26 protein-coding genes are annotated in these 21,920 nt (G+C 72.2%); 14 read left to right on the top strand and 12 right to left on the bottom strand.

Going from position 1 to position 21,920, the window contains the following annotated elements; translation table 11 throughout:
* Positions 1-12: 12 nt before the first annotated feature.
* Entirely contained in the window at positions 13-840 is an 828-nt protein-coding gene (locus tag ACQRWP_RS29620) for an AraC family transcriptional regulator (protein WP_430499456.1), read from the top strand.
* Between the two features lie 21 nt (positions 841-861).
* Here ACQRWP_RS29620 and ACQRWP_RS29615 read toward each other — a convergent pair whose 3' ends face one another.
* Genes ACQRWP_RS29615 through ACQRWP_RS29590 form a run of 6 tightly spaced genes read right to left on the bottom strand, consistent with a single transcriptional unit; the run spans position 862 to position 6,459 of the window.
* Positions 862-2,391: a SpoIIE family protein phosphatase gene (locus ACQRWP_RS29615; RefSeq protein WP_430499455.1), complete on the bottom strand. Its 1,530-nt coding sequence runs from the start codon at positions 2,389-2,391 to the stop codon at positions 862-864.
* 13 nt (positions 2,392-2,404) lie between these two features.
* Positions 2,405-3,766 (bottom strand): sensor histidine kinase, encoded by a 1,362-nt coding sequence (locus ACQRWP_RS29610; protein WP_430499453.1) that lies wholly within the window; start codon positions 3,764-3,766, stop codon positions 2,405-2,407.
* Positions 3,763-4,776 carry a SpoIIE family protein phosphatase gene (locus tag ACQRWP_RS29605; protein WP_430503329.1) on the bottom strand — a complete coding sequence of 338 codons (1,014 nt, stop codon included), beginning with the start codon at positions 4,774-4,776 and terminating at the stop codon, positions 3,763-3,765. The genes ACQRWP_RS29610 and ACQRWP_RS29605 overlap by 4 nt, the downstream gene beginning before the upstream one ends.
* On the bottom strand, positions 4,773-5,192 hold the full coding sequence (locus tag ACQRWP_RS29600; protein ID WP_430499451.1) for an anti-sigma regulatory factor: 420 nt from the start codon (positions 5,190-5,192) through the stop codon (positions 4,773-4,775). Before ACQRWP_RS29600 ends, ACQRWP_RS29605 begins: the two co-directional genes overlap by 4 nt.
* The gene (locus ACQRWP_RS29595) at positions 5,189-5,599 is read right to left on the bottom strand and encodes an STAS domain-containing protein (RefSeq protein ID WP_355029225.1); all 411 of its coding nucleotides are present in this window, start codon (positions 5,597-5,599) and stop codon (positions 5,189-5,191) included. Before ACQRWP_RS29595 ends, ACQRWP_RS29600 begins: the two co-directional genes overlap by 4 nt.
* Complete coding sequence (locus ACQRWP_RS29590; RefSeq protein WP_430499449.1) at positions 5,599-6,459, bottom strand: STAS domain-containing protein; 861 nt, start codon at positions 6,457-6,459, stop codon at positions 5,599-5,601. Before ACQRWP_RS29590 ends, ACQRWP_RS29595 begins: the two co-directional genes overlap by 1 nt.
* A 163-nt stretch (positions 6,460-6,622) precedes the next feature.
* Here ACQRWP_RS29590 and ACQRWP_RS29585 point away from each other — a divergent pair, with 163 nt between their 5' ends.
* A complete protein-coding gene (locus tag ACQRWP_RS29585) occupies positions 6,623-6,979 on the top strand; it encodes an STAS domain-containing protein (RefSeq protein WP_091395791.1) in 357 nt (118 codons plus the stop codon).
* Between the two features lie 13 nt (positions 6,980-6,992).
* Here ACQRWP_RS29585 and ACQRWP_RS29580 read toward each other — a convergent pair whose 3' ends face one another.
* The gene (locus ACQRWP_RS29580; RefSeq protein WP_430503328.1) at positions 6,993-8,144 is read right to left on the bottom strand and encodes an MFS transporter; all 1,152 of its coding nucleotides are present in this window, start codon (positions 8,142-8,144) and stop codon (positions 6,993-6,995) included.
* Between the two features lie 179 nt (positions 8,145-8,323).
* Here ACQRWP_RS29580 and ACQRWP_RS29575 point away from each other — a divergent pair, with 179 nt between their 5' ends.
* The 4 genes from ACQRWP_RS29575 (at position 8,324) to ACQRWP_RS29560 (ending at position 10,368) form a co-directional block, all read left to right on the top strand.
* The gene (locus tag ACQRWP_RS29575) at positions 8,324-9,040 is read left to right on the top strand and encodes a FadR/GntR family transcriptional regulator (RefSeq protein WP_430499447.1); all 717 of its coding nucleotides are present in this window, start codon (positions 8,324-8,326) and stop codon (positions 9,038-9,040) included.
* 39 nt (positions 9,041-9,079) lie between these two features.
* A complete protein-coding gene (gene mscL, locus ACQRWP_RS29570) occupies positions 9,080-9,538 on the top strand; it encodes a large conductance mechanosensitive channel protein MscL (protein ID WP_430499445.1) in 459 nt (152 codons plus the stop codon).
* 81 nt (positions 9,539-9,619) lie between these two features.
* Positions 9,620-9,871 carry a hypothetical protein gene (locus tag ACQRWP_RS29565; RefSeq protein WP_238678688.1) on the top strand — a complete coding sequence of 84 codons (252 nt, stop codon included), beginning with the start codon at positions 9,620-9,622 and terminating at the stop codon, positions 9,869-9,871.
* A gap of 125 nt (positions 9,872-9,996) precedes the next feature.
* Positions 9,997-10,368 (top strand): hypothetical protein, encoded by a 372-nt coding sequence (locus tag ACQRWP_RS29560; RefSeq protein WP_347664732.1) that lies wholly within the window; start codon positions 9,997-9,999, stop codon positions 10,366-10,368.
* A gap of 67 nt (positions 10,369-10,435) precedes the next feature.
* Here the strand turns inward: ACQRWP_RS29560 and ACQRWP_RS29555 are convergent, their stop codons facing one another.
* Positions 10,436-11,653 (bottom strand): benzoate/H(+) symporter BenE family transporter, encoded by a 1,218-nt coding sequence (locus tag ACQRWP_RS29555; protein WP_430499443.1) that lies wholly within the window; start codon positions 11,651-11,653, stop codon positions 10,436-10,438.
* Positions 11,654-11,708: 55 nt separating this feature from the next.
* Here ACQRWP_RS29555 and ACQRWP_RS29550 point away from each other — a divergent pair, with 55 nt between their 5' ends.
* From ACQRWP_RS29550 to ACQRWP_RS29515, 8 genes are all read left to right on the top strand, one after another.
* Positions 11,709-12,269, top strand: coding sequence for a helix-turn-helix domain-containing protein (locus tag ACQRWP_RS29550; protein ID WP_425697368.1), 561 nt, complete (start codon positions 11,709-11,711; stop codon positions 12,267-12,269).
* A gap of 115 nt (positions 12,270-12,384) precedes the next feature.
* Complete coding sequence (locus ACQRWP_RS29545) at positions 12,385-13,104, top strand: PP2C family protein-serine/threonine phosphatase (protein ID WP_357567778.1); 720 nt, start codon at positions 12,385-12,387, stop codon at positions 13,102-13,104.
* A 104-nt stretch (positions 13,105-13,208) separates the two neighbouring features.
* A complete protein-coding gene (locus ACQRWP_RS29540; protein WP_430499440.1) occupies positions 13,209-13,547 on the top strand; it encodes a PadR family transcriptional regulator in 339 nt (112 codons plus the stop codon).
* On the top strand, positions 13,544-14,389 hold the full coding sequence (locus tag ACQRWP_RS29535) for an ATP-binding cassette domain-containing protein (RefSeq protein ID WP_430499438.1): 846 nt from the start codon (positions 13,544-13,546) through the stop codon (positions 14,387-14,389). Before ACQRWP_RS29540 ends, ACQRWP_RS29535 begins: the two co-directional genes overlap by 4 nt.
* Positions 14,386-15,078: a hypothetical protein gene (locus tag ACQRWP_RS29530; RefSeq protein WP_430499436.1), complete on the top strand. Its 693-nt coding sequence runs from the start codon at positions 14,386-14,388 to the stop codon at positions 15,076-15,078. The genes ACQRWP_RS29535 and ACQRWP_RS29530 overlap by 4 nt, the downstream gene beginning before the upstream one ends.
* 68 nt (positions 15,079-15,146) lie before the next feature.
* Positions 15,147-16,337 (top strand): GNAT family N-acetyltransferase, encoded by a 1,191-nt coding sequence (locus ACQRWP_RS29525; protein ID WP_430499434.1) that lies wholly within the window; start codon positions 15,147-15,149, stop codon positions 16,335-16,337.
* Between the two features lie 54 nt (positions 16,338-16,391).
* Positions 16,392-17,141: a ZIP family metal transporter gene (locus ACQRWP_RS29520; RefSeq protein WP_430499432.1), complete on the top strand. Its 750-nt coding sequence runs from the start codon at positions 16,392-16,394 to the stop codon at positions 17,139-17,141.
* 159 nt (positions 17,142-17,300) lie between these two features.
* A complete protein-coding gene (locus ACQRWP_RS29515) occupies positions 17,301-18,485 on the top strand; it encodes a hypothetical protein (protein WP_430503327.1) in 1,185 nt (394 codons plus the stop codon).
* Between the two features lie 129 nt (positions 18,486-18,614).
* Here ACQRWP_RS29515 and ACQRWP_RS29510 read toward each other — a convergent pair whose 3' ends face one another.
* From ACQRWP_RS29510 to ACQRWP_RS29495, 4 genes are all read right to left on the bottom strand, one after another.
* Entirely contained in the window at positions 18,615-19,697 is a 1,083-nt protein-coding gene (locus ACQRWP_RS29510) for an NAD-dependent epimerase/dehydratase family protein (RefSeq protein WP_430499430.1), read from the bottom strand.
* Positions 19,698-19,844: 147 nt separating this feature from the next.
* The gene (locus ACQRWP_RS29505) at positions 19,845-20,123 is read right to left on the bottom strand and encodes a hypothetical protein (protein ID WP_430499428.1); all 279 of its coding nucleotides are present in this window, start codon (positions 20,121-20,123) and stop codon (positions 19,845-19,847) included.
* Between the two features lie 131 nt (positions 20,124-20,254).
* Positions 20,255-21,304 carry a GlsB/YeaQ/YmgE family stress response membrane protein gene (locus tag ACQRWP_RS29500; protein ID WP_430499426.1) on the bottom strand — a complete coding sequence of 350 codons (1,050 nt, stop codon included), beginning with the start codon at positions 21,302-21,304 and terminating at the stop codon, positions 20,255-20,257.
* Entirely contained in the window at positions 21,301-21,723 is a 423-nt protein-coding gene (locus ACQRWP_RS29495) for a PadR family transcriptional regulator (RefSeq protein ID WP_430499425.1), read from the bottom strand. Before ACQRWP_RS29495 ends, ACQRWP_RS29500 begins: the two co-directional genes overlap by 4 nt.
* Positions 21,724-21,920: the final 197 nt, after the last annotated feature.

Below are 21,920 nucleotides of genomic sequence, written 5' to 3'. Positions count from 1 at the left end.
GGTCTTGAACAAATGCGACAGCGACCGCGTGGCGACAGCCGGGGAATTCTCGACCCCGGGCGTCTGCTGCGCGAGATGCGCTTCCGTCGACACCTGCCGGCGGAGTCGCTGCGCCCGTGGGTCGAGCACTACTGGTTGATCGACTGGGTGTTGAGCGCGCCGTTCGAGCAGCGGGTCGTGCCGCACCCGGCGGTGAACGTGGTGTTCCGACGGGACGACGACGGGCCCGAGTCCGGCGAGGTGGCCGGGGTGGGCCGCGACCTGTTCCGGATCACGCTCAACGGCACCGGCCGGGTGTCCGGGGTGCAGTTCCGTCCCGGCGGCTTCCACCCGTTCTGGCGGCGCGCGGTCAGTGAGCTGACCGGCCGCAGGGTGCCGCTGCCCGCCGGCCGGCTGACCCACCCGGACGTCCCGGTGGGCGCGGGCGCATCCCCGGTGGCACCCACCTCGTCTGCCAGCGACGACGAGCGCTGCCGGGCGCTGGACACCCTCCTCACTGCCTGGCAGCCGGAGCCGGACCCGATGGCCGAGGAGGCCGTCCGACTGGCCGAGGCGATCCGTACCGACCGGATGGTGCTGCGCGTCGACGACTTCGCCGCGCGGCACGATGTTCCGGTCCGCCGGTTGCAGCGGCTCTTCGTGGAGTACGTGGGGGTCGGGCCGAAGTGGGTGATCCGCCGCTACCGGCTCCAGGAGGCGGTCGAACAGGCCGCCGGTGGCCCACTGAGCTGGGCTGACCTCGCCGCCGACCTCGGCTACAGCGACCAGGCCCACCTGGTCCGTGACTTCACCGCCGTGGCCGGGGTGTCCCCCGCCGCGTACGCCCGCTCGGTGCGCTGAGCGGCCGAAACAGCTGACAGATCAGCGGCGCCGCAGAACGACCACGGCGACGTCGTCCTGGATCTCCGGTGGAGCCAGTTCCACCAGCAGCCGGGCGCAGAACTGGTCCAGGTCACCGTCGACGGTCGCGGCGACCCCGGCCAGCGCGGCCAGTCCCTCGTCGATGGTGGCGTCCCGTCGCTCGATCAGCCCGTCGGTGTAGAAGACCAGCGTGGCCCCGGCCGGCACCACGAACTCCAGGTCGGCCGGGCGCGGGGCGCGGATGCCGAGCAGCGGCGCGGAGTGCTGCACGAACTCGACCTTGCCGTCCATGATCAGCAGCGGTGGAAGGTGCCCGGCACTGGCCAGCCGGACCCGCCCGGTCGGCGGGTGCATCAGCAGTACGCAGAGCGTCGCCACCTCGTTCGGCAGCAGGGTCCGCATCAGCTCGTTGACCCGGTGCAGGATCTCGCCGGGCTGGTGGCCCTCGACCGCGTACGCCCGCACCGCGTGCCGCAGCTCGGCCATCACGGTCGCCGCGTGCAGCGAGTGGCCGGCGACGTCCCCGATCGCGAGCAGCAGATGCCCGTCGAGCATCACCAGCTCGTAGAAGTCGCCGCCCACCTCGGTCTGCGCGCTGGCCGGCTCGTAGCGCACCGCGAGATCGAGGCCGGCCACTGTGGGCAGCCCACGCGGGAGCAGGCTGCGTTGGAGGGTGACCGCGATCCGGTGCTCCTCGTCGAAGGAGCGCTGCCCCTCCACGGCCGCCGCCACCGCCTGAGCCAGCTGCTTGAGCACCGGGGTCCGCGCGGTCTGGGTGGCGGTCGGAACCACCACGTACAGCGGGGCCCGGTCCTCGCGCAGTCGGGCGGCGGCGACGGTCACCGTGTCGTCCGCCGGCCATTCGACGAGCGCCCAGTTCGCCGGGGCCTCCACCCGCACGGTGGCACCGGTGGGCACGCCGGTGTCGTCGACGACCCACGGCACCACGGCGGCCACCGCGCCGGGACCGGCGCAGACGCCGGCGAGACAGTCCCCGTCGAAGGTTTCGGCGATCACCGCCGCCGGGCTCTTGAAGATCTGGGCGGCTCCCTCGGCGGCGGCCTCCAGCAGACGCGCGAAGGTCGGCGCCGCGTGCACCGCGACGGTCGTGTCGGCCAACCCGAGCAGCCGCTCGGCGAGCAGTTCGGCGCGCTGCCGGGCCTGGTAGTAGCGCAGCACCGCCCGCGTGGTGGCGATCAGCTCCTCGGGCTCGATCGGCTCGGTGAGGTACGCGTCCGCGCCCCGGGTCAGCCCCTGGGCGCGGTCGGCCACGTCCACGGCGTGCGCCGACACGTGAATGACCGGCATCGCCGGGTGCCGCGCCTTGATCTGTTCGCAGACCTCGTAGCCGCTCAGGTCGGGCAGGCGGACGTCGAGGACCACCAGGTCGATCCGGTCCACCTCGACCCGGGCCAACGCCTCGGCGCCGTTCTGGGCCTCCAGCACGGTGAAGCCGGCCCGGGTAAGCCAGCTGACCAGCAGGTATCGCTTGGTACGACTGTCGTCGACCACCAGGATGGTTGTCGGCATGCCGTCCACGCCGTCACGCCCCGCCTGTGGGCAGGGAGACGGTGAACGTGCTGCCTTCGCCCCGCGCGCTGGTCAGCTCCAGTGACCCGCCGAGCAGCGTCACCAACCGCCGGGCGTACGGCAGACCGAGGCCGGTGCCGCCGACCCGGGTGGCGCCGGGGATCTGGTAGAACTCCTCGAAGATCCGGTCGTGCAGCTCGGGAGCGATGCCCGGCCCGGTGTCACTGACCTCGAACTGCCAACGGTCGCCGTGTTGGCTGGCCCGCAGCCGCACCTCGCCGCGCTCGGTGAACTTCAACCCGTTGTGCAGCAGGTTGCGCAGCACCTGACCGAGCAGTACCTCGTCGGTGCGCAGCAGGGCCGGCCCGCTGGGCTCCTCCACGACCAGCTCCACCTCCGGGCGGGTGGCCAGCGCGCGCAGGGTGCCGCGCAGTTGACCGAAGACGGGCCGCAGGTCGACCTCGGCCAGCTCCGGCTCGATCCGCCCGGACTCCGCCTTGGCCAGGTCGAGGAGTTCGTTGACCAGGTTGAGCAGGTCCGCCGCCGAGGAGCGGATCAGATCAACCTGGCGGCCCTGCTCGTCGGTGAGCGGGTCGGAGGCGGAGTCGGTGAGCAGCCGCCCCAGGCCGATGATCGCGGTGACCGGGGCACGCAGCTCGTGGCTCACGTTGGCCAGGAACCGGCTCTTCGACTCACTCGCCGCACGGAGCTGGGCCGACTTCTCGTCCAACTCGGCGTAGAGGGCGACGACGCCCCGGTTGGTCTCCTCCAACTCCTCGGTGAGCTGGTTGTAGAGCGCCAGCACGCCGCGGTTGGTCTCGGCCAGCTCCTCGTTCAGCACGGCCAGCTCGTCACGCTGACTGCGAACCTCGTCGAGTGCGGCGATGAGCTGCCCGTTCTGCACAGTCAACTCGTCCAGCGCACTGCCCGGCGCGGTGCGGCCGAGTTCAGTACGGAACTCGGCGAGCCGCTCCGGCGTCGGTGTCGGCGCGTTGGCCGGGACTCGTCGGGACATCCGTACGACCGTAACCCCCTCGACGGTCGACACGCTCAGTGTGTCGACCAGTCGGGACACCGCGCCGGACTGCGGCTGGTAGCGGCCGTCCGGGAGTGGGGTAACCGGGGCCAGGTCGGCGCGCAGGTGGAACCGGCCGTCGGCACCCGCGTCGACGTGGAACGAGACGTCCGCACCGCCGGTCATCCGCAGCAGGTCCCGGGCGACCTCGCTGAGCGCGGTGGCGATCCGCACCTGGTCCTGGTGTTCCAGGCCGACCACCGTGGCCACCTCGCGCCCCCGCTGACGGATCACGAAGATGTCCTGCTCGACCCGCAGCGCCATCTGGAGCAGCGGCAGCGCGGCCGGCTCCGCGCTCATGCCCACGACCTCGCGACCAGTACGCAGGCGTCGTCACGTCGCACACCGGCGTCACGCAGCAGGGTCGCCGCCATGACCAGCGGGGACCGCTCCGCCAGGCCCGGGTAGTCGGCCATCCGCCACCGGTCGACCACCCCGTCGCTGTGCATCACCAGCCGGGCACCGGGACCGAACGGGTAGTCGTACTCCCGGATCGTCGGCCGTTGGTGGCCGGCGATGCCGGGCAGCGACACCAGCCCCCGGCGGTGGCCGTCACCCTCGACGACCACGCCGGAGATGTTGCCCAGGCCGGCGTAGTGCAGGACACCGGCCGTCGGCGCCAGCTCAGCGACCGCGAGCGCGGCGCCCCGGGTGTGCGACATGCTCCGGTGCAGGTGACCGACCACCGTCGCCGGTGGGCCGGCGGGGGCGTCGCGGAACGCGGCCAGCGCCGCGTCGGTGGCGGCCCCGGCCAGCGGGCCGTGCCCCAACCCGTCGCTCACCAGCACCTGGTGCCGCCCGTCGGCTACCCGCACCGCGTAGCCGTCGCCGCTGATCGTCTCGCCGGTCAGCGGTCGGGTGAGAGCACCGGCCCAGGACGGCCGAGCCGCCTCGGCCGGCCAGACCTGCACGGCGAGGACGGTGCCCTTACCCGGCAGCGAGTATCCGTCGAACCAACTGGCCTGCCGGACGATGGCACCCAGGCCGATGCCGAGCGTGCCAGTGGTGGAGTGTCCGTCGCGGGTGGAGACGGTCAGGTCGGCCATGCCGGGCCCGGAGTCGATGGCGATCAGCTCCACGCCGGCCTGCCCGGCACGGCGCACCGGCCGGAGCAGCAGCACACCCTCGTCGGCGTGCTTGACCAGGTTGCTGGTCAGCTCGGCGGCGACGATGGCCAGGTCGGCGATGCGCGCCGCACCCATCTCCACCTGTGCGCCGAGGCGCTCGGCGGCCCGCCGGACGGCGCTCGCCGCGCTGCTGGCCTCCACCCGGAACCAGATGCCACTGTCGGTGACCGGGTCGCCGTTCACCTGGACCACTTGGTGACCGTGATCCGCGTGCCGCTCTCCGTTGACGTCTCGATCTGGAACTCGTCGACCAGGCGTCGCGACCCACTGAGCCCGAGGCCGAGGCCGCCGCCGCTGGTGTAGCCGTCGGTCATCGCCAGGTCGAGGTCGGCGATGCCCGGCCCGGAGTCGGCGAACACGATCTGCACGCCCTTGCGTCGGCCGTTGTCCACGACCGTCACCTCGACCGAACCGCCGCCGCCGTACACCAGGGTGTTGCGGGCCAACTCGCTCGCCGCGGTGACCACCTTGGTCTGGTCGACGAGGGACAGCTTGACGGCAACCGCCACGGCGCGAACCAGCTGCCGGACGCGCACCACGTCCTCATCGCTCCGGACCGACTGCGCCTGTGGCTGGCCCAGGTCGATGCCCGCGGTCACGGCGTGGCCGTCTCGGCGTCCGGATCGTCGTCGAGCTGGTAGTCGAGCTCGTCGGCGTGGGCCGCCGCGATCAGTTCCATGCCGCGTTCCACGTTCAGCGCGGTACGGATGCCGTTCAGCGACAGCCCCAGTTCGACAAGGGTGATGGCGACGGCTGGACGCATTCCGACCACCACCGTCTCCGCGTCGAGCACCTTGGAGATCGACGCGATGGTGGAGAGCATTCGCCCGACGAAGGAGTCGACGATGTCCAGTGCGGTGATGTCGATGATGACGCCGTGGCAGCCGGTGTCCACGATCCGCTCGGCCAGGTCCTCCTGGAGCTGGACCGCCGTCTGGTCGGACATGTCGAGCTGGATGGAGACGAGCAGGATGTCGCCGATCTTGAGGATCGGTACGCGTTCCATCAGACGGCCCGACGCGGCTGGCGGCGGGCGGTCTCCACCCCGGTGAGTCGCAGCACGTGGCGCAGCGCGTCGGCGAGGCTCGCCTTGGTGGCGATGTCGCCGAACTCGATGCCGAGCGCCACGATGGTCTGCGCGATCTGCGGGCGGATGCCGGAGATGATGCAGTCGGCGCCCATCAGGCGGGCGGCCACCACGGTCTTCAGGATGTGCTGGGCGACCTGGGTGTCCACCGCCGGTACGCCGGTGATGTCGATGATCGCGTACGGCGAGCCGGTGTCGACCAGGGTCTGGAGCAGCCGCTCCATGACGACCTGGGCCCGGGCCGAGTCGAGGGTGCCGACCAGCGGCACGGCGACGACGCCCTCCCAGAGCTTGACCACCGGCGTGGAGAGCTCGAGCAGTTGCTCGGCCTGATCGGCGATCAGACTCTCCCGGGTGCGGACGAAGCTCTCGAAGGTGAACAGGCCCATCTCGTCGACCAGCTTCGAGAAGGCGACGTAGTCGTGCAGCGCGTTCGGGCCGCCGGCCTCCTGCACCAGCTCGGCCAGCACGTCCTTCAGCGCGAAGACGCTGACCGTGGTCTCGGTGGCGGAGAAGCCCTGCCGGGCCCGGCCACGGGACAGCTCGGAGAGCGCGGCGCGCAGTTCGGCGGCGCTGTCGGCGGACAGGTCGATGGTGCCCTGCTCGCTGGTGGCGACGATGGCACCGTGCAGGTCCTGGACCTGTCGGCGCAGCTCCGCCTGGCTCAGCCGGCCTCGCAACGAACTGGTGACGATCTCGGTCCACCGAGTTGTGACCCGTTCGTCCTGCCCGCTGAGCAGCGCGGCGAGCCGACCACTTTCTTCGGTGCTCAACGCCATTTCGAACCCCCTTGACCTGGACCGGGCGGACTCTATCACCGGGGTCTGACCAACTACTTGCCCCGTAGCAACGGAATGACGATGGCCACCGGATCCCGGCTCCCGTTCTACCTCCGACCATGGTCGTGGGATACCGTTCCCCCGATAACAGGAGGTCTGGCGAATGTCGTTGACGGTGCACACGGAACAACGCGGCGACGTGGTCGTCGTGGCGGTCGCGGGCGAGCTGGACATGGCCACTGCACCGCAGCTACAGGACCAGATCACCGACCTGCTCGACAAGGGCCGCAACCGGCTGGTGTTCGACCTGGCGGACGTCTCGTTCTGCGACTCGACCGGTCTGTCGGTCTTCGTCCGCGCCAAGAACAGCTGTGACGAGGCTGGCGGCGTGGTCCGGCTGGCCGCCCCGCAGCGCGGCGTGCTGCGCATCCTTGAGGTGAGCGGGCTGGTCGAGGTGCTGCACACCTACCCGACGGTGGATGAGGCAGTCGCCGGCGAATCGACGCCGGCTTCCTCCTGACCGTCCGCGTGCGTCACTCGTCCTCGACGTAACGGGGACGAGCGATCGCCATGCCCGCCGTCGTCTGCACGGCGAGGGCGCCCAGCAGGAACCCGATCGGCGCGGTCCAACCGCCGGTGGCCTCGTAGAGGATGCCGACCATCAGCGGGCCGAGGGCGGCGATCACGTACCCGGTGCTCTGCGCGAACGCGGAGAGCGCGACAGTGCCCTCGGCGGTGCGGGCGCGTAGGCCGATGGCGGTCAGGATCATCGGGAACGCTCCCTGACCGATCGCCAGCAGGGCGACCCAGAGCAGCGCGGCACCGTGCGGTGCGAGCGCCAACCCCAGGTAGGCCAGCGCCGACGCGGTGGTCAGCCCGAGCACCAGCGGCCGCAGGCTGCCGAGTCGACCGGCCAGGGTGGGCATCAGCAGCGCGATCGGCACGCCGAGCGCGGTCACCCCGGCGAGCAGCAGCCCGGCCGACTCCGGCTGGTAACCGGCGTCGCGGAACAGCTGGGCCAGCCAGCCCATGATCGCGTACCCACTGAGCGACTGCGCCCCGAAGTAGACGGCCATCGCCCAGCCGAGCCGGGTCCGCGCCGGCCGGACCCGCACCGGTGTGGCGACGACCGCCGTCGGAGTCGCCCGCCGCGCCGCGGCGCGGGCCCGCAGCGCCAGCGGCACCCACGGGAGTACGGCCACCGCGGCCATCGCGGCCCAGACGCCGAGCCCGGCCCGCCATGACCCGAAGGCGTGCGCGATCGGCACCGCGGAGGCGGCGGCCACCGTCGTGCCCACGGTCAACGCCATCGTGTACGCCCCGGTGACCAGGCCGGTGCGGTGCGGGAAGTGCTGCTTGACGAGCATCGGCAGCAGGATGTTGGCGACCGCGATGCCGGACAGCGCCAGCGCGCTGGTGAGCACGAAGATCAAGGCCGAGTCGGTGGCGACCCGGAGCACCTGGCCGACGGCGAGGGCGAGCATGGCGACCACCAGCACCCGGGCCGGTGCCACCCGGCGGACCAGCCATGGGGTGAGCGCGCCGAGGCCGGCGAACGCGATGGTCGGCAGGGTGGTGACCAGACCGGCGGTGACGCCGGAGAGGCCCAGCCCGTCGCGGACCTCGTCGAGCAGTGCGCCGAGGCTGGTCACCACGGCACGCAGGTTGAGCGCGACCAGCAGCATCCCGACCAGCACCAGCGCGCCACCGGTCGCCGGGTGCGTCCGCCGGCCGGCACCGGGGTCCCGCGTGGGGCGAGGGTCGACGGTGGCGGGGGCGGGCAGCGCCGGGGCGGCGGTTGGTGGCGGGGTCATGACCTCTAACCTACAATCATGGGATGAATTTGGGACCGGTGATGTAACCAGTGCCACCGTCGGTTGATTTCCCCTCCGCGCCGCCGGTGCCGCCCCGCGGCCAGCCCGCCGTGCCGCCCCGCGGCCACCGGGTCCGGCAGACCACCGAGCAACTCCGCGCCCGGATCCTCGGCGGCGAATGGCCCGTCGGCGGGCGCATCCCCACCGAGCCACAACTGGTCGCCGCGCTGGGCGTCGGGCGCAACACGGTCCGCGAGGCCGTCCGCGCCCTGGTGCACGCCGGGGTGCTGGAGTGCCGGCAGGGCTCCGGCACCTACGTGGTGTCCACCGACGAACTGGCACCGGTGGTCGCCCGCCGGCTCGGCGACGACCGGATGACCGAGGTCATCGAGGTACGCCGCGCCTTCGAGGTGGAGGCCGCCCGGCTCGCCGCGCTGAGGCGTACACCGGAGGACCTGGCGGCGCTCGACGGCGCGCTCGCCCAGCGCGAGGCCGCCTGGCACGGCGGCCGGGTCGACGCGTTCGTCGAGGCCGACGCGGCACTGCACACGGCGGTGGTCGCCGCCGCGCACAACACCATGCTCGCCGAGCTGTACGCCTCGGTGGGCACCGCCCTGCGCAGCACTGTCGCCCAGGCCATGGGTGGGGCGCTCACCCCCGAGCGCTACGTCGACCACACCCGGTTGGTCGAGGCGATCCGGGCCGGCGATCCCGGCCGGGCGGCGCTCGAAGCCGGCGCTTTTCTGGAACCCGCCGAACGGGCATAGGTTGTGCCCGACAGAAAAGCGGACACCTCGGGAGTACGAATGCTCAAGGGCTTCAAAGACTTCATCATGCGCGGCAACGTCGTCGACCTGGCGGTCGGTATCGTCATCGGCGCCGCTTTCACGGGCGTGGTCACCCAACTCACCAAGTCGTTCCTCGAACCACTGATCAAGGCAATCGGTGGGGGCAGCGGCCTCACCGCCGGGAAGTGGACGCTCAACGGGCAGATCTTCGACTGGGCGGCTTTCATCAACGCCCTGATCACGTTCGTGCTCACCGCCGCGGTGCTCTACTTCTTCGTGGTGTTCCCCATGAACAAGCTTGCCGAGCGTCGGCAGCGGGGTGAGGAGCCGCCGCCGGCGGCGCCGAGCGAGGAGGTCAAGCTGCTCACCGAGATCCGGGACGCCCTGGTCTCCGCCGGCCACACCACCCCGGGTCAGCAGCGCGGGGCGCTGGACGACGTGCTGGGCCGCCGTCCCGAGCCGCCGACGCAGCGCTGACCCGAACGGATGCACATCGGCCCCTGTGGGATTCCCGCAGGGGCCGCACCTTCTCGTACGTGTGTTCGATAGAGTCCCGCCATGGAGCAGCGAAAGCACTGGTGGAACGGGAAGTGGGGGCGGCTGGCCCGGCGGGACGTCTTCCTGCGGGTGGACGCCGATCGGTGGCACGTCGAGCAGCGGGCCGGCGGCGCCGAGGGCATCTCCCGTTTCTACGAGTACGGCAGTGCGGACGAAGCCGAGGACACCGTCCGGGCGCTGCTCGACGGCCCGGACACCTGGCGGGAGCTGTCCCCCCGCCCGCCCGGCGGCTGGACCCTCCCGAACGGCTGAGTGGGCGGAACGCCGCGCACGGGCCGCCGCCTCCAGGCCCGCCGCCTCCAGGTGCTGCCGCAGTTGCTGAGTCGGCGGACCGGCGGCGGCGTTTAGCGGCGAGCCGCCCTGGGAACCGCAGCGGGATGGACCAGCAGGACGAGCAGCAGGCGACCATCTCGCGGATCACCACTGGGATGCCGGTGATCGACTCAGCTGGCACCGAGGTCGGGACCGTGGACCTCGTCCAGCGGGGTGACCCGAACGCGGTGACCGTCCAGACATCGACCGCCGACCCGGGCAGCAGCCTGGACGAGCTGATCGAGGCGACTGCGGTCGAGGAACCGGACGTCCCGGCCGATCTGGCGGCGCGGCTGCTGCACAGCGGCTACCTGAAGGTCTCGACCGACCTGACCCGCACCGGCGCGGTCTACGTACCGGCCGACCGGATCGGGTCGGTGGCCGACGGCCGGGTCCTCCTGGCCGTCGGGGTGGCCGACCTGCCGCCCGAGGAGTGACCCCACCGCCCTGATCGACTCGGGTTCAAGGAAATCGGGGCCTCCGGAGCCTCGGGACAGCCCGACTTCACGAGACCCGAGTGGATCTTCCCGGCGCAGCGGGGGCGGGTTGGTCCGGCGCCGCAGGGGCGGGTTGGCGGCGGTGGAAGAGCAGCAGCATCAGGCAGCCCGCGACGAGGCCCCAGAACGCGCCGCCCACGCCGATCAGCGTCACCCCGGACGCGGTCACCACGAAGGTGACCACGGCGGCCTCGCGGGTCGCCGGGTCGGTCACCGCCGAGGCGAGCGCGGTGGCGAGGGCGCCCAGTAGCGCCAGCCCGGCGACCGCCTCGATGAGGATCGGCGGGGCGACCGCCACCAGCGTGGTGGCCACCCCGGCACCCAGGCCGAGCACGGCCAGCCCAGCGCCCGCGGTGACCGAGGCGATCCACCGGCGCTCCGGGTCGGGGTGCGCGTCGGGGCCGGCGGCCAGCGCGGCGGTGATCGCCGCGAGGTTCACCGCGTGCCCGCCGGCCGGGGCGGCGAGCAGACTGGCCAGACCGGTGGTCCGCAGCGCGGCGCCGAACGGCGGCCGGTAGCCGTAGCCGACCAGCACCGCCATGCCGGGCACGTTCTGCGCGGCCATGGTGACCAGGAACAGCGGCAGGGCCAACCCGACCAGCGCGGACGCGTTCCAGGCCGGCGCGGTCAGCGTGACCGACGGGATCAGCGCGGCACCCCTCAGGCCGGCCGGCGGTGCGGTCAGTGCGATCGCCGCCACCGCCACCACCAGCGCACCGGGCACCGCCCAGCGGCGGGCGAACCGGTGCAGCAGCAGCCAGCCGACGACCACCGGCCCGGCCACCATCGGCAGCTCGACCAGCGCGCGGACCGGGGCGGTGCACAGCGGCAGCAGCACCCCGGCGAGCATCGCGCCGGCCACCGGCTTGGGGATGGCGGCCACCGCACGGCCGAGTGGCGGGAACAACCCGGCCGCGACGATCAGCACGCCGGAGACGAGGAAGGCGCCCACCGCCACCGGCCATCCGCCCGGCGGCGGCCCGGTCGCCACCAGCAGCGCCGCACCCGGAGTGGACCAGGCCGCGCTCATCGGGATCCGGTACCGCCAGCCCAGCCAGACGGCGACGAACCCACTCGCCACGCAGAGAGCGAGCAGGCCGGAGGCGGCCTGTGCGTCCGACGCGCCCGCCGCTCGGAGCCCGGCCAACACGACGGTGAACGAGCTGGCGAAGCCCACCAGCGCGGTCACCACCCCCGCCAGCACCGGTTGCACGCGTCCGGCCACCCCACCCTCCCGACTGTTCCGTTTACGGAACGGAAGCGTGTAGCACGATAGCCGGGTGCCGCACCCACCACCAGCCCCGCGCCCGGGCCTCGACGTGGATCCCGCCGTCGTCGGGCGCCGGGTCCGTGCCCTGCGCGAGGAGCAGGGGATCTCGCTGTCCACACTCGCCCGACTCGCCGGTGTCGGAAAGGCCACCCTCTCCGGCCTGGAGCACGGCACCCGCAACCCGACCCTGGAGACGCTCTGGGCGGTCACCGCGCAGCTCGGCGTACCGCTGACGGCGGTGCTGGCGGAGCCGGCCGCCGGGCCCACCGTGCACGGCACCGCGGTCACCGCGACCCTGCTGGAGGTCTTCACCGACACCGACGCGACCTACGAGCTGTACCGGATGCGGGTCGCGCCCGGCCCCGGCCAGCTCTCCCCCGCCCACCCGGCGGGAGTCACCGAGCACATCACCGTCTTCGCCGGGGTGCTGCGCGCCGGGCCGGCCGACGCACCGCTGACCGCCCCGGCCGGCGGTCACCTCCGCTGGGTGTCGGACGTGCCACACAGCTACGCGGCGGTGGGTGACGAGGAGGTCGCCGCCAGCCTGTTACTGCGCTATCCGCGCCGCTGAGACCCCGCCGATCGGTCACGGACCGTCGGCCCCGTCGACGAAAATCGCAATCATTTCTCGACCTAGGTAGGAGGCGTAGAGACGAATGCGGGTTGTTCTTGGCAAGCTTGACCCCATGACGCTGATCCTCCGCTCGGTCATCCTCAACGACATCGGCTTGGTGCGCACCAACAACGAGGACTCCGCCCTCGCCGGTGACCGCCTGATCGCCGTCGCCGACGGCATGGGTGGGCTGCCTGCGGGCGAGGTGGCGAGCGAGATCGTGATCCGGATCCTGGACGAACTGGCTCCGCCCACCGACCCCGACGGCGCCGCCGACGCGCTGCGTGCCGTGGTCAGCACCGCCAACCAGCGCATCCACGCCGCCATCACCGTCGACCCGAGCCGGGACGGCATGGGTACGACGCTCACCGCGGCGCTGCTGGCCGGGGAGACGCTGGTGCTGGCCCAGGTGGGCGACTCCCGCTGCTACCTGCTGCGCGAGGGGGAGCTGACCCAGCTCACCCGGGACGACACGTTCGTGCAGGCGCTTGTCGATCAGGGCACCCTCTCTCCCGAGCAGGCCCGCCACCACCCGCAGCGGTCCCTGGTGACCCGGGCCGTGCAGGGCGCCGACACCCCACCCGCGGTCGGGGTGCTCACTGTCGTCCCCGGTGACCGGCTGCTGCTGTGCAGCGACGGGCTCTCCGACTACGTCGAGGACGAGGCCATCGCCACGGCCCTGGGCATGTACGCGGACCGTCAGCAGTGCGGTGAGCAGTTGGTGAAGCTGGCCCACCACGCCGGCGCGCCGGACAACGTCACCGTCGTGGTCTCCGACGTCGTCGCCCGCTGACCCGCACGGCTCACTCGGCGGCTCACCCGAACCGACTGGTTCGGGTTCCGCTGCCTCAGAGTAGGTGGTTGTGCCATCTAGCTTGCGCCGCTACTGTCCGACGCGTGGATTCCGACCGGCGCGGGCAGTGGCTGCGGGGGGTGCTCGACATCTGCGTCCTGGCCCTGCTGTCCAAAGGCGAGTCCTACGGCTACCAGCTCGCCCAGGCGCTCGACGCGGCGGGCGTCGGGCCGATCCAGGGCGGCACGCTCTATCCCGTACTGCTGCGCCTACAGAAGACCGGCCTGGTGACCGCGCAGTGGCGGGAGGGCAGCGCCGGGCCGGCCCGCAAGTACTACCGGCTCACCGACGACGGGCAGGCGGCGCTCCGCGCCGGCGGCAGCGCCTGGCTCACCTTCGTCCGGCCGGTGAACGACATCGTCACGAAGGGGGTCACCCGGTGAACGCCGACGATTGGCTGCGTACGCTCACAGCCGAGCTGCACCAGCGCCGGGTCGCGGCGGACGCCGCACGGCACGTGGTCGCCGAGGCCGCCACCCACCTGCGCGAGGGCGGCGGCGACCCCTGGGTCGTCTTCGGCCCACCCCAGCAGTACGCGGGCGCGGTCGTGGAGAGCATCGGCACCGCACCCGGACCGCGCCCCGGGCCGGTCCGGCTGCACGCGGCGGGCATCACCAAGAAGTACGGACGACGAACCGTGCTGCGCGACGCCACGCTGACCGTCCGGGCCGGACAGATCGCCGCCGTCGTCGGCGCGAACGGCTGCGGCAAGAGCACCTTCCTCCGGATCTGCGCCGGACTCATGTCACCGGACGCCGGTGAGGTGACCGTCTCCGGGCGGCTCGGCTACTGCCCGCAGTCCGGCGGCACCGCCGACTTCCTGCTCGCCGACGAGCACTTCGTGCTGGTCGGGGCCGGTCAGGGCGTGGCCCGAGGCCCGGCCCGCCGCGCCGGTCGGGCGGCGGCTCGGCAGCTCGGTTGGGAAGCGGGCGGGGACATGCAGGCCCGCCACCTGTCCGGCGGCACCCGACAGAAGCTCAACCTGACCATGTCCACGCTCAGCGCCCCCGACGTGCTGCTGCTCGACGAGCCGTACCAGGGCTTCGACCAGGGCACCTACGTCAACTTCTGGGACCAGCTCAGCAGGTTGCGCGACGCGGGCACGGCCATCGTCGTGGTGACCCACCTGCTCAACCAACTCGACCGGGTGGACATCGTGCTCGACCTGACCCCGGCACACGAGACCGGGTGGCACGCGCCCGGCATGCAGGGAGGCCGCCCATGAACCGGCTCGTCACCGTCGCCGAGATGACCCTGCGGGAGCTGCTGCGGCGTCGGGGCGTACTCCTGCTGTTGCTGTTGATGCCGTTGACCTTCTACCTGATCCGGCGGGACGCCTACCTCGGGCAGTCGGTTCGCTCGCTGCTGCTCGGCGTGGGCTGGGCGGTGAGCACCGCCGCGCTCTTCGCCACGACTGCGGCCCGCGAGTTGGAGCCGAGGCTACGGCTGGCCGGCTACCGCCCACACCACCTCTATCTCGGTCGCATGCTCGGCCTGTGGACGGTGGGGCTGGTCATCTCCGTACCCTTCTTCCTGCTCCCGATGATCGACGGCGCGGACCTGCGGTACGGCGGCCTGGCGGCGGCGCTGCTCTGTTCCGTCGCGGTGGCGGCGCCGTTCGGGATGCTGATCGGTGCGCTGCTGCCCCGCGAGTTGGAGGGCACGCTGCTGCTGCTCACCGTGGTGACGGTGCAGATGCTGATCAACCCGGCCGGGTCCGGGGCGAGGTTGACGCCGTTCTGGTCGAGCCGGGAGATCGCCACCTGGACGGTCGACAACACCGACCAGGGCTACCTCTCCCGTGGCCTGCTGCACGGGCTCGTCGTCACCGCCCTGCTGGCCCTGGGCGTGGCCGCGGTGGCCAGCGTCCGCCTGCGCCGCCGTCGCCACCTGCGGCACCTGCCGGTCGGCTGACCGCCGCACCGGTCGTGGATCGGGCCAATCCGGTTGCTGCGATCCGCGCGGCGGGTTGAGATGGGCGAATGACCATCCGCCGGGTGACCGACGACGACCGTCTCACCACCAGCTTCCCGCTGGCCGCGTACGCCTTCGAGTCCTCGCCGCTCAGTGCTGCCCGCACTGCGGAGTTCCGCGACTACCTGCCCTACAACCAGGGCAACCGGACGCTGATCGCCGAGGAGGACGGCTCCACGTTGGCCGCCGTCTCGGCCATCCCGATGCGACAGAACCTACGCGGAGTGGTGCTGCCGATGGCCGGTGTCGCCGGGGTGGCAACCCATCCGCTGGCCCGCCGGCAGGGGCACGTCCGGACGCTGCTGCACCAACTCCTCGACGAGATGCGCGACGAGGGCCATCCGCTCAGCGCGCTCTATCCGTTCCGGCCCAGCTTCTACGCCCGGTTCGGCTACGTCGGGCTACCCAAGCCGCGCCGGGTCACCTTCACTCCGGCCAACCTGGCCGCGCTGCTCCGGGTGGACCTGCCCGGCGAGGTCGGCTGGGAACGCGTCGCCGCCGGCTATCCGGCGTGGCGGGCGTTCACCGAGCGCAACCTCCAGGAGCGACACGGCTTCGCGATCTTCCCCGACTACCGGGCGATCGGTTTGCGCGACCGTGACGAGTACTGGCTGCTCACCGCCCGGGTCGGCGGGGAGGTCACCGGAGCGGTGACGTACCGGATCGACGAACACGGCGGCACGCTGCACGGCAACGAGCTGTTGGTCACCGACCCGCTCGCGCGGGCGCTGCTGTTGCAGTTCTTCGCCCGGCACGTCGACCAGATCGAGCGGATCACCGTCCAGGTTCCGCCCGACGAGTTGCCCGAGCTGTGGCTGACCGACCTGGACGTGCACGTCGAGGCCCGCACGGCCGTGCCGGGTTCGTCCGCGCCGATGGCCCGACTGCTGTCGCTGGACGCGTTGAGCGGGCTGCCCGCCGGGCCGGGCCGGGTGCGGATCGAGCTGACCGGGGACCGCTGGTTGGCCGGCACCCACCTTCTCGACGGCACGACCGGCGCGCTGGAACTGGTCGACGACACCACCGGCCGCGCGCCGACCGCCACGCTCACCGCCGCCGGGCTCTCCGCCCTCGCGTACGGGGTGCTGGATCCGGCCGAGCTGCCGCTACGCGGTCTGGGCGAGGTACCGGTGGACGCCGCCACGGAACTGCGCGGCCTCTTCCCCCGACGGGTGCCGTACCTCTTCGCCGACTTCTGAGCCCTCCTCACAATCGGGTTTGTCGCCTCGGCGCCCGTGGGTACGGTCCCGCGAATGCCGGAGTGGTTACAGGCGGGTGGATGGGGGTTGCTGGCCGGGTCGGCGCTGCTGGTCGGGGCGGCGGTCGGCTGGTTCGCCCGGGTGCCGCAGCGCGTCATCGCGTCGATCATGGCGTTCGGCGCGGGAGTTCTGCTCTCCGCCGTGTCGTTCGAGTTGATCGTCGAGGCGCACGCGCAGGGCGGGCTACTCCCCACCGTTCTCGGCGCTGCCGTCGGTGCGCTGGTCTACACCCTGGCCAACCTGGCTCTCGCCCGGCACGGCGCCCGGCACCGGAAGCGGTCCGGCGATCAGCAACCCTCCGAGGGCGAGCAGCCTGGTTCCGGGTCGGCGCTCGCCGTCGGCGCGCTGCTCGACGGCGTACCGGAGTCGGTCGTGATCGGCGCCAGCCTGCTCAGCGGCGGCGCGGTCAGCCTGGTCACGGTGGCGGCGGTGTTCCTCAGCAACGTTCCGGAGGGGCTGTCCAGCGCCGCCGGCATGCGCCAGGCCGGCCGCACCCGACGGTACGTGTTCCTGCTCTGGACCGGGATCGCGCTGATCAGTGGCGTCGCCGCGCTGGTCGGCAACACGCTGCTGGGTGGCGCGCCGCCGGAGGTGCTGGCCGCCATCACCGCGTTGGCCGCCGGGGCGATCCTCGCCATGATCACCGACACCATGGTCCCGGAGGCGTTCGAGAACGCGCACCTGCTGGTCGGGCTGATCACGGTCGCCGGCTTCCTGACCGCCTTCGCCCTCTCCCACACCTGACCACCGGTCACCGCGCCACGACCGGCGCGGCGGTCCGCGGACGGCCGGCGGGCGTGGCGGTAGGCGGCGGTGGGCGGTGGGCGCGGCTTAGCTGCGCATTAAACCGGCTCGGCGGATTCGTCGCGATGCCGTCGCGGCTCCTAGCATCACGGGGTGCGCATGACGTCGCTTGCCGCTCTCCTCGTCCTCGGTGTCGCCACCGCGACCCTGCCCGCCTGCGCGCCCAACGACCCGGCCCCCGCGTTCGAGGCCGGCTCGACCGCCGCGCCGACGGCGCCGCCGACCGCCGGTCAGGGCGACGCGCCGGGGGCTCGCGACGGCCTCGGCGGCCCAGGGACCAGCGCGAGCCCGAAGCCCGCCAACAAGGTGCTCGCCGCCGGCAACCCGAACGGCAGGGCCACCGTGCCGGCCGAGGCACGGGCGGTGGACACCTCGAAGCCGACCCGGACCATCGGCACCGGCACCCCGGCAAGCTGCACCTCTGCGGCGGTAGTGAAGGCCGTGGCGGCCGGCGGTGTCATCACGTTCAACTGTGGACCGGCCCCGGTGACGATCAAGATGGCCGCCACCGCGAAGGTCCGCAACGCCAACGGGCCGAAGATCGTGCTGGACGGCGGCGGCACTGTCACGTTGAGCGGCCAGGGGCAGCGCCGCATCCTCTACATGAACACCTGCGACGAGGCCCAGGGCTTCACCACCTCGCACTGCCAGAACCAGGATCACCCGCAGCTCACCGTGCAGAACCTCACCTTCGCCGACGGCAACTCCACCGGCGAGAAGGCCGAGGGCGGCGGCGGTGGGGCGATCTTCGTCCGCGGCGGGCGGCTGAAGGTGGTCAACTCGCGCTTCGTCCGCAACCGCTGCGACCGCACCGGCCCCGACCTGGGTGGCGCGGCCGTCCGGGTGCTGAGCCAGTACGAGAACAAGCCGGTGTACGTGGTGGGCAGCACCTTCGACGGCGGTTCCTGCTCCAACGGAGGGGCGCTGAGCAGCATCGGCGTGTCGTGGGTGGTGCTGAACAGCCTGCTCAGGAACAACGAGGCGATCGGCAGCGGCGCCAACCCGGCCAAGTCCGGCACGCCCGGCGGCGGCAGCGGCGGCGCGATCTACTGCGACGGCAACGAATTCACCGTACGGATCGCCGGCACGATCATCGAGAACAACAAGGCCAACGAGGGCGGCGGCGCGGTCTTCTTCGTGAGCAACAACCGCACCGGCACGATGAAGATCGAAAACTCGACCCTGCGCCGCAACCCCAGCGCCAAGTTCGAGACCCGCGGCTTCCCCGGCATCTTCTTCCTGGGCGCCCGCAACCCCACGGTCACCAACTCCAAGCTCTCCTAACCTGGGCGCTCGGCCCCGACCAACGCCCCGCCGGCCCGCGCCAGTGATCGCGCCGGTGATCAAGAGGTTTCGGTCATCGGAGCGGCGTTTTCTGACCGAAAGCTCTTGATCAGCGAGCCGGGAGCGGGGTCAGTAGGGGTTTCCTTCGCCTGGGGGGCGGGCGTGGAGGAGGGCGGCGGGGCGGCCGGGCAGGTCTCGTGCGCCGGACATCGGGGGGCTTGCCGTGTGGTCGCCGTCGGCCATTCCGGCGAAGAGTTCCTTGAGCGCCGTCAGCGCACTGATCTTGGGCTGCCAGCCCAGCTCGGTCTCCGCGCGCTCGCTGGACATCAGCGGGGCGTTCAGACCCAGCTCCACCCAGCCCGCGTCGACCGGTTGCAGCCGCGCCCGCCAGGTCAGCGCCGCCGCCGCCCGCAGCACCGGCGCGGCGACCGGCACCGTCCACCCATGGAAGTGCCGGGCCACCAGCTCCGGAGTGAGCACCGGGTCCGCGGCGACATTGAAGGCGCCGCGCGCATCACCCAACACCGCCCGGGCGTACGCGTCAGCCACGTCATCGGCGTGCACCGCCTGCATCCGCAACCGGCGGTTCGTCGGCACCAGCGGGATCCGGCCGAAGCGCAGCAGCCGCACCGGCGCCAACGGGCCGAGGAAGTAACGCGTGATCTCCGCACCGGCGGCCCGTTGGAAGATCAACCCTGGGCGCATCCGCACCACCCGCAGTGTGGGGTGATCCTGTTCGAGCCCGTCCAGCAGCGCCTCCACCTCCGCCTTGTGCTCGCTGTACGACGAACCGGGCACACCGGTGGCCGGCCACCGCTCGCTGATCGGGTGGTCCTTCGGGCCGGGCGCGTAGGTGCCGACCGACGAGGCGTACACCAGGGCCGGCACACCGGCCTGGACCACCGCGTTGATCACCGCCCGGCTGCCCTCGACGTTGGTCCGGCGCAGCACCCGCTGGTCGTGGCTGGGCTGGATCTGCCAGGCCAGGTGCACCACAGCGTCCGCACCCGCGAACACCTCGGCGAGCTGCCCGACCGCGCCCGGCGCGCCGATGTCGCAGGAGTGCCACTCCACCTGGTCGTACGGCTCGCCGGCATCCGGGCCGGGCAACCGCCGAACGACACCGGCCAGCTCCACGCCCCGCTCCCGGCGCAGCCGCCGCAGCACCGCCGTACCGACGTTGCCGCTCGCCCCCACCACCACGATCCGCATGCCCGACCTCGTACCCGCCCAGCAGCAGCTCAACCACCCACCAGAGCGGCGGGGGCCTGCGGCGCGCGCGGCTTGATCCACTCGACTTCCTGGAAGTCGCGGTATCCGAGCGCACAGGACAGCCCGACTTCCGGGATCCCGAGTCGATCAAGGGCGAGGGGACTCCCGTACCCAGCCGTGCTTCTCCTTGCCCCGCCTACCGGCGGTGGCGGCCAGGCAGCGTGGGCAGATCCAGCCCACCGCGTCCGCCCCGGTGAGCACGTCGGTACCCGAGTAGTCGAAGGGCACATGCGGAAAGCGGCGCAGTCGGGTCCGGCTCAGCGCCAGGCCACAGACCGTCTGGTTCTGGCCGGGCAGCCAGGCGTGCACCTCGCCACCCGGCTGGCGTACGCCATCGCGCCCGATCTCCTCCCCGGAGGCCGCCACGGCCGGTATGCGGCTCGATCCCATACCGGTCCTGGTTCCCCACCGACCCACACCCATGCGCCGCCGCGCGAGGTCGCTTGATTCACTCCACATCACCGACCCGGCCTGCCACATCGCTGATCCCGCCGAAGTCAGGTCCCTGTCATCGCAGTCGAGCGGTGTCCGCAGGTCGGGCAGGCGTCGTCGAGCACTCGTCGACGTACGGTCCGGTGTCGGGCGGCCTGGCCGGCGAGGGCGGCTGCCAGGAGCGCCGCGCCGACGAGAAGGATCGACCCGGCTGTGACGGCAAAGGCCGTCGGGGCGGGTCCGCCGCCGCTGGTACCCCAGATCGCCTGGCTGAGCTGGTCGGCGCCGAAGAGGCCGGCCGGGGTGGCGAGCAGCAGGGTCGCCCAGAGGCCGGCGTCATCGGCTCGCAGGGCGCGGCCGAGGCCGACGAGCAGGACCAGTGCGAACATCAATCCCCCGGCCATCGCCAGCAGCTCGGGGGTCGAGCCGTACGAGGTGAACATGTTCCCGCCGTTCTCGACGGCGCTGAATGCCACCGATGCGGCCGTCACACAACCGGCCGTGAGCGGCGGCAGGCTACGCGCGACCCAACCGGGATGGGAGGGCAGCGCGAGCGTGGCCAGGCCGAGCGCGACGGCCGGGACCAGCACGAACAGCGGCGGCCCAGGTTGTCCGGTGACCGCGGCCACTGGCGGCACGGCGGCGGTCAGTAGGAGACCAACGGCTGCGACGGTTCGGGCCCAAGGCCCGGGCAGCGCCGTGGCGGTGAGGCCAACGACCAGCCAGCCCAGCCAGATCAGGGCGCCGAGGGTCTGGAACGGACCAACCGGGTCCAGCCGAGCGAAACGCGGATCTTCGAACTCGACCTGCAGTAGCAGGAAAGCGGAGACCGCTACCAGGGTGTTCAGCGCGGCGGTCGCGGCCAGCGGGAGAGCTGCAACCAGCCCGAGAGCGCCGTACCCGCGCAGTCGCTCCCGAAGCCCGGCGCCGAGCAGGTCGACGGCGTCGTGTGGGGATGGCCAGCGCCGCCCCGGATCGACGGTGTCGAGGTACGTCCCGACGATCTCGTCGCCCCGCTCAGCCTGGTAGTCACCCGGGTAGGCCCACAGCAGCCGCCGGTAGCGGGACTCCAGCGGCGACCCGACCTGTTCCTGCGCGGGGTTGGGCCGGTTCATGCCGGGCCTCCGGCCGGTCGAAGGATGGGGCGGGCGGCCGTTCCGGGGATGTTGAGAGGGCCGCGTGAGGTGCCGTCGGCGGTGCGGGTGCCCGCAGGCCGAGCACGTAACCGCTGCGTGGCGGCCTCGACGTTGCGGCGCAGTCGTTCGGTCTCGGCGGTGAGCACGGACCGGCCGGCGTCGGTGAGCCGGTAGTAGCGGCGCAGCCGTCCCTCGACGACCTCCTCGTGGTCCCGCTCGACCAGCCCTTCGTCGGTCAGGCGGTCGAGTGCGCCGTAGAGGGTGCCGGGCCGCAGCGCCAACCGCCCACCGGAGAGGGCCGCGACATCGCGGATGATGCCGTAGCCATGCATGGATTCCCGCGCCAGGGCGGTGAGGATCAAGAAGGTGGGTTCCCGCAGCGGCGTCGGTGTGGCCATGACGTTCAATGTATCGGTGATGAAGCTATACCGCTGACAAAGCGGTGCAGAAGTTTGCCGAAGGTGTCACGGCGGCAGCGGACGCGACCCACTCCGCCAGTTGTTCGTCTCGGCAGGCCGGCCAACTCTGCACCCGTCAACGGCGGTCGCCCGACGCCCACGCCGTCGCGTAGATCAGCATCGCTCCTCTGGAGCGG

Origin of the sequence: Micromonospora trifolii (genome assembly GCF_050516465.1) — a bacterium.
Lineage (GTDB): Bacteria > Actinomycetota > Actinomycetes > Mycobacteriales > Micromonosporaceae > Micromonospora > Micromonospora trifolii.
Note: the sequence above shows the minus strand (reverse complement) of the source record. Positions and strands in the feature narration are given on the sequence as shown.

Bases quoted from the DNA above. Each gene is read 5' to 3' on its own strand.
- ACQRWP_RS29620 (WP_430499456.1), top strand. From the start codon at position 13: ATGCGACAGCGACCGCGTGGCGACAGCCGGGGAATTCTCGACCCCGGG.
- ACQRWP_RS29615 (WP_430499455.1), bottom strand. From the start codon at position 2,391: ATGCCGACAACCATCCTGGTGGTCGACGACAGTCGTACCAAGCGATAC.
- ACQRWP_RS29610 (WP_430499453.1), bottom strand. From the start codon at position 3,766: ATGAGCGCGGAGCCGGCCGCGCTGCCGCTGCTCCAGATGGCGCTGCGG.
- ACQRWP_RS29595 (WP_355029225.1), bottom strand. From the start codon at position 5,599: ATGGAACGCGTACCGATCCTCAAGATCGGCGACATCCTGCTCGTCTCC.
- ACQRWP_RS29590 (WP_430499449.1), bottom strand. From the start codon at position 6,459: ATGGCGTTGAGCACCGAAGAAAGTGGTCGGCTCGCCGCGCTGCTCAGC.
- ACQRWP_RS29585 (WP_091395791.1), top strand. From the start codon at position 6,623: ATGTCGTTGACGGTGCACACGGAACAACGCGGCGACGTGGTCGTCGTG.
- ACQRWP_RS29580 (WP_430503328.1), bottom strand. From the start codon at position 8,144: ATGCTGCTGGTCGCGCTCAACCTGCGTGCCGTGGTGACCAGCCTCGGC.
- mscL (WP_430499445.1), top strand. From the start codon at position 9,080: ATGCTCAAGGGCTTCAAAGACTTCATCATGCGCGGCAACGTCGTCGAC.
- ACQRWP_RS29565 (WP_238678688.1), top strand. From the start codon at position 9,620: ATGGAGCAGCGAAAGCACTGGTGGAACGGGAAGTGGGGGCGGCTGGCC.
- ACQRWP_RS29560 (WP_347664732.1), top strand. From the start codon at position 9,997: ATGGACCAGCAGGACGAGCAGCAGGCGACCATCTCGCGGATCACCACT.
- ACQRWP_RS29545 (WP_357567778.1), top strand. From the start codon at position 12,385: ATGACGCTGATCCTCCGCTCGGTCATCCTCAACGACATCGGCTTGGTG.
- ACQRWP_RS29530 (WP_430499436.1), top strand. From the start codon at position 14,386: ATGAACCGGCTCGTCACCGTCGCCGAGATGACCCTGCGGGAGCTGCTG.
- ACQRWP_RS29525 (WP_430499434.1), top strand. From the start codon at position 15,147: ATGACCATCCGCCGGGTGACCGACGACGACCGTCTCACCACCAGCTTC.
- ACQRWP_RS29520 (WP_430499432.1), top strand. From the start codon at position 16,392: ATGCCGGAGTGGTTACAGGCGGGTGGATGGGGGTTGCTGGCCGGGTCG.
- ACQRWP_RS29515 (WP_430503327.1), top strand. From the start codon at position 17,301: ATGACGTCGCTTGCCGCTCTCCTCGTCCTCGGTGTCGCCACCGCGACC.
- ACQRWP_RS29510 (WP_430499430.1), bottom strand. From the start codon at position 19,697: ATGCGGATCGTGGTGGTGGGGGCGAGCGGCAACGTCGGTACGGCGGTG.
- ACQRWP_RS29500 (WP_430499426.1), bottom strand. From the start codon at position 21,304: ATGAACCGGCCCAACCCCGCGCAGGAACAGGTCGGGTCGCCGCTGGAG.
- ACQRWP_RS29495 (WP_430499425.1), bottom strand. From the start codon at position 21,723: ATGGCCACACCGACGCCGCTGCGGGAACCCACCTTCTTGATCCTCACC.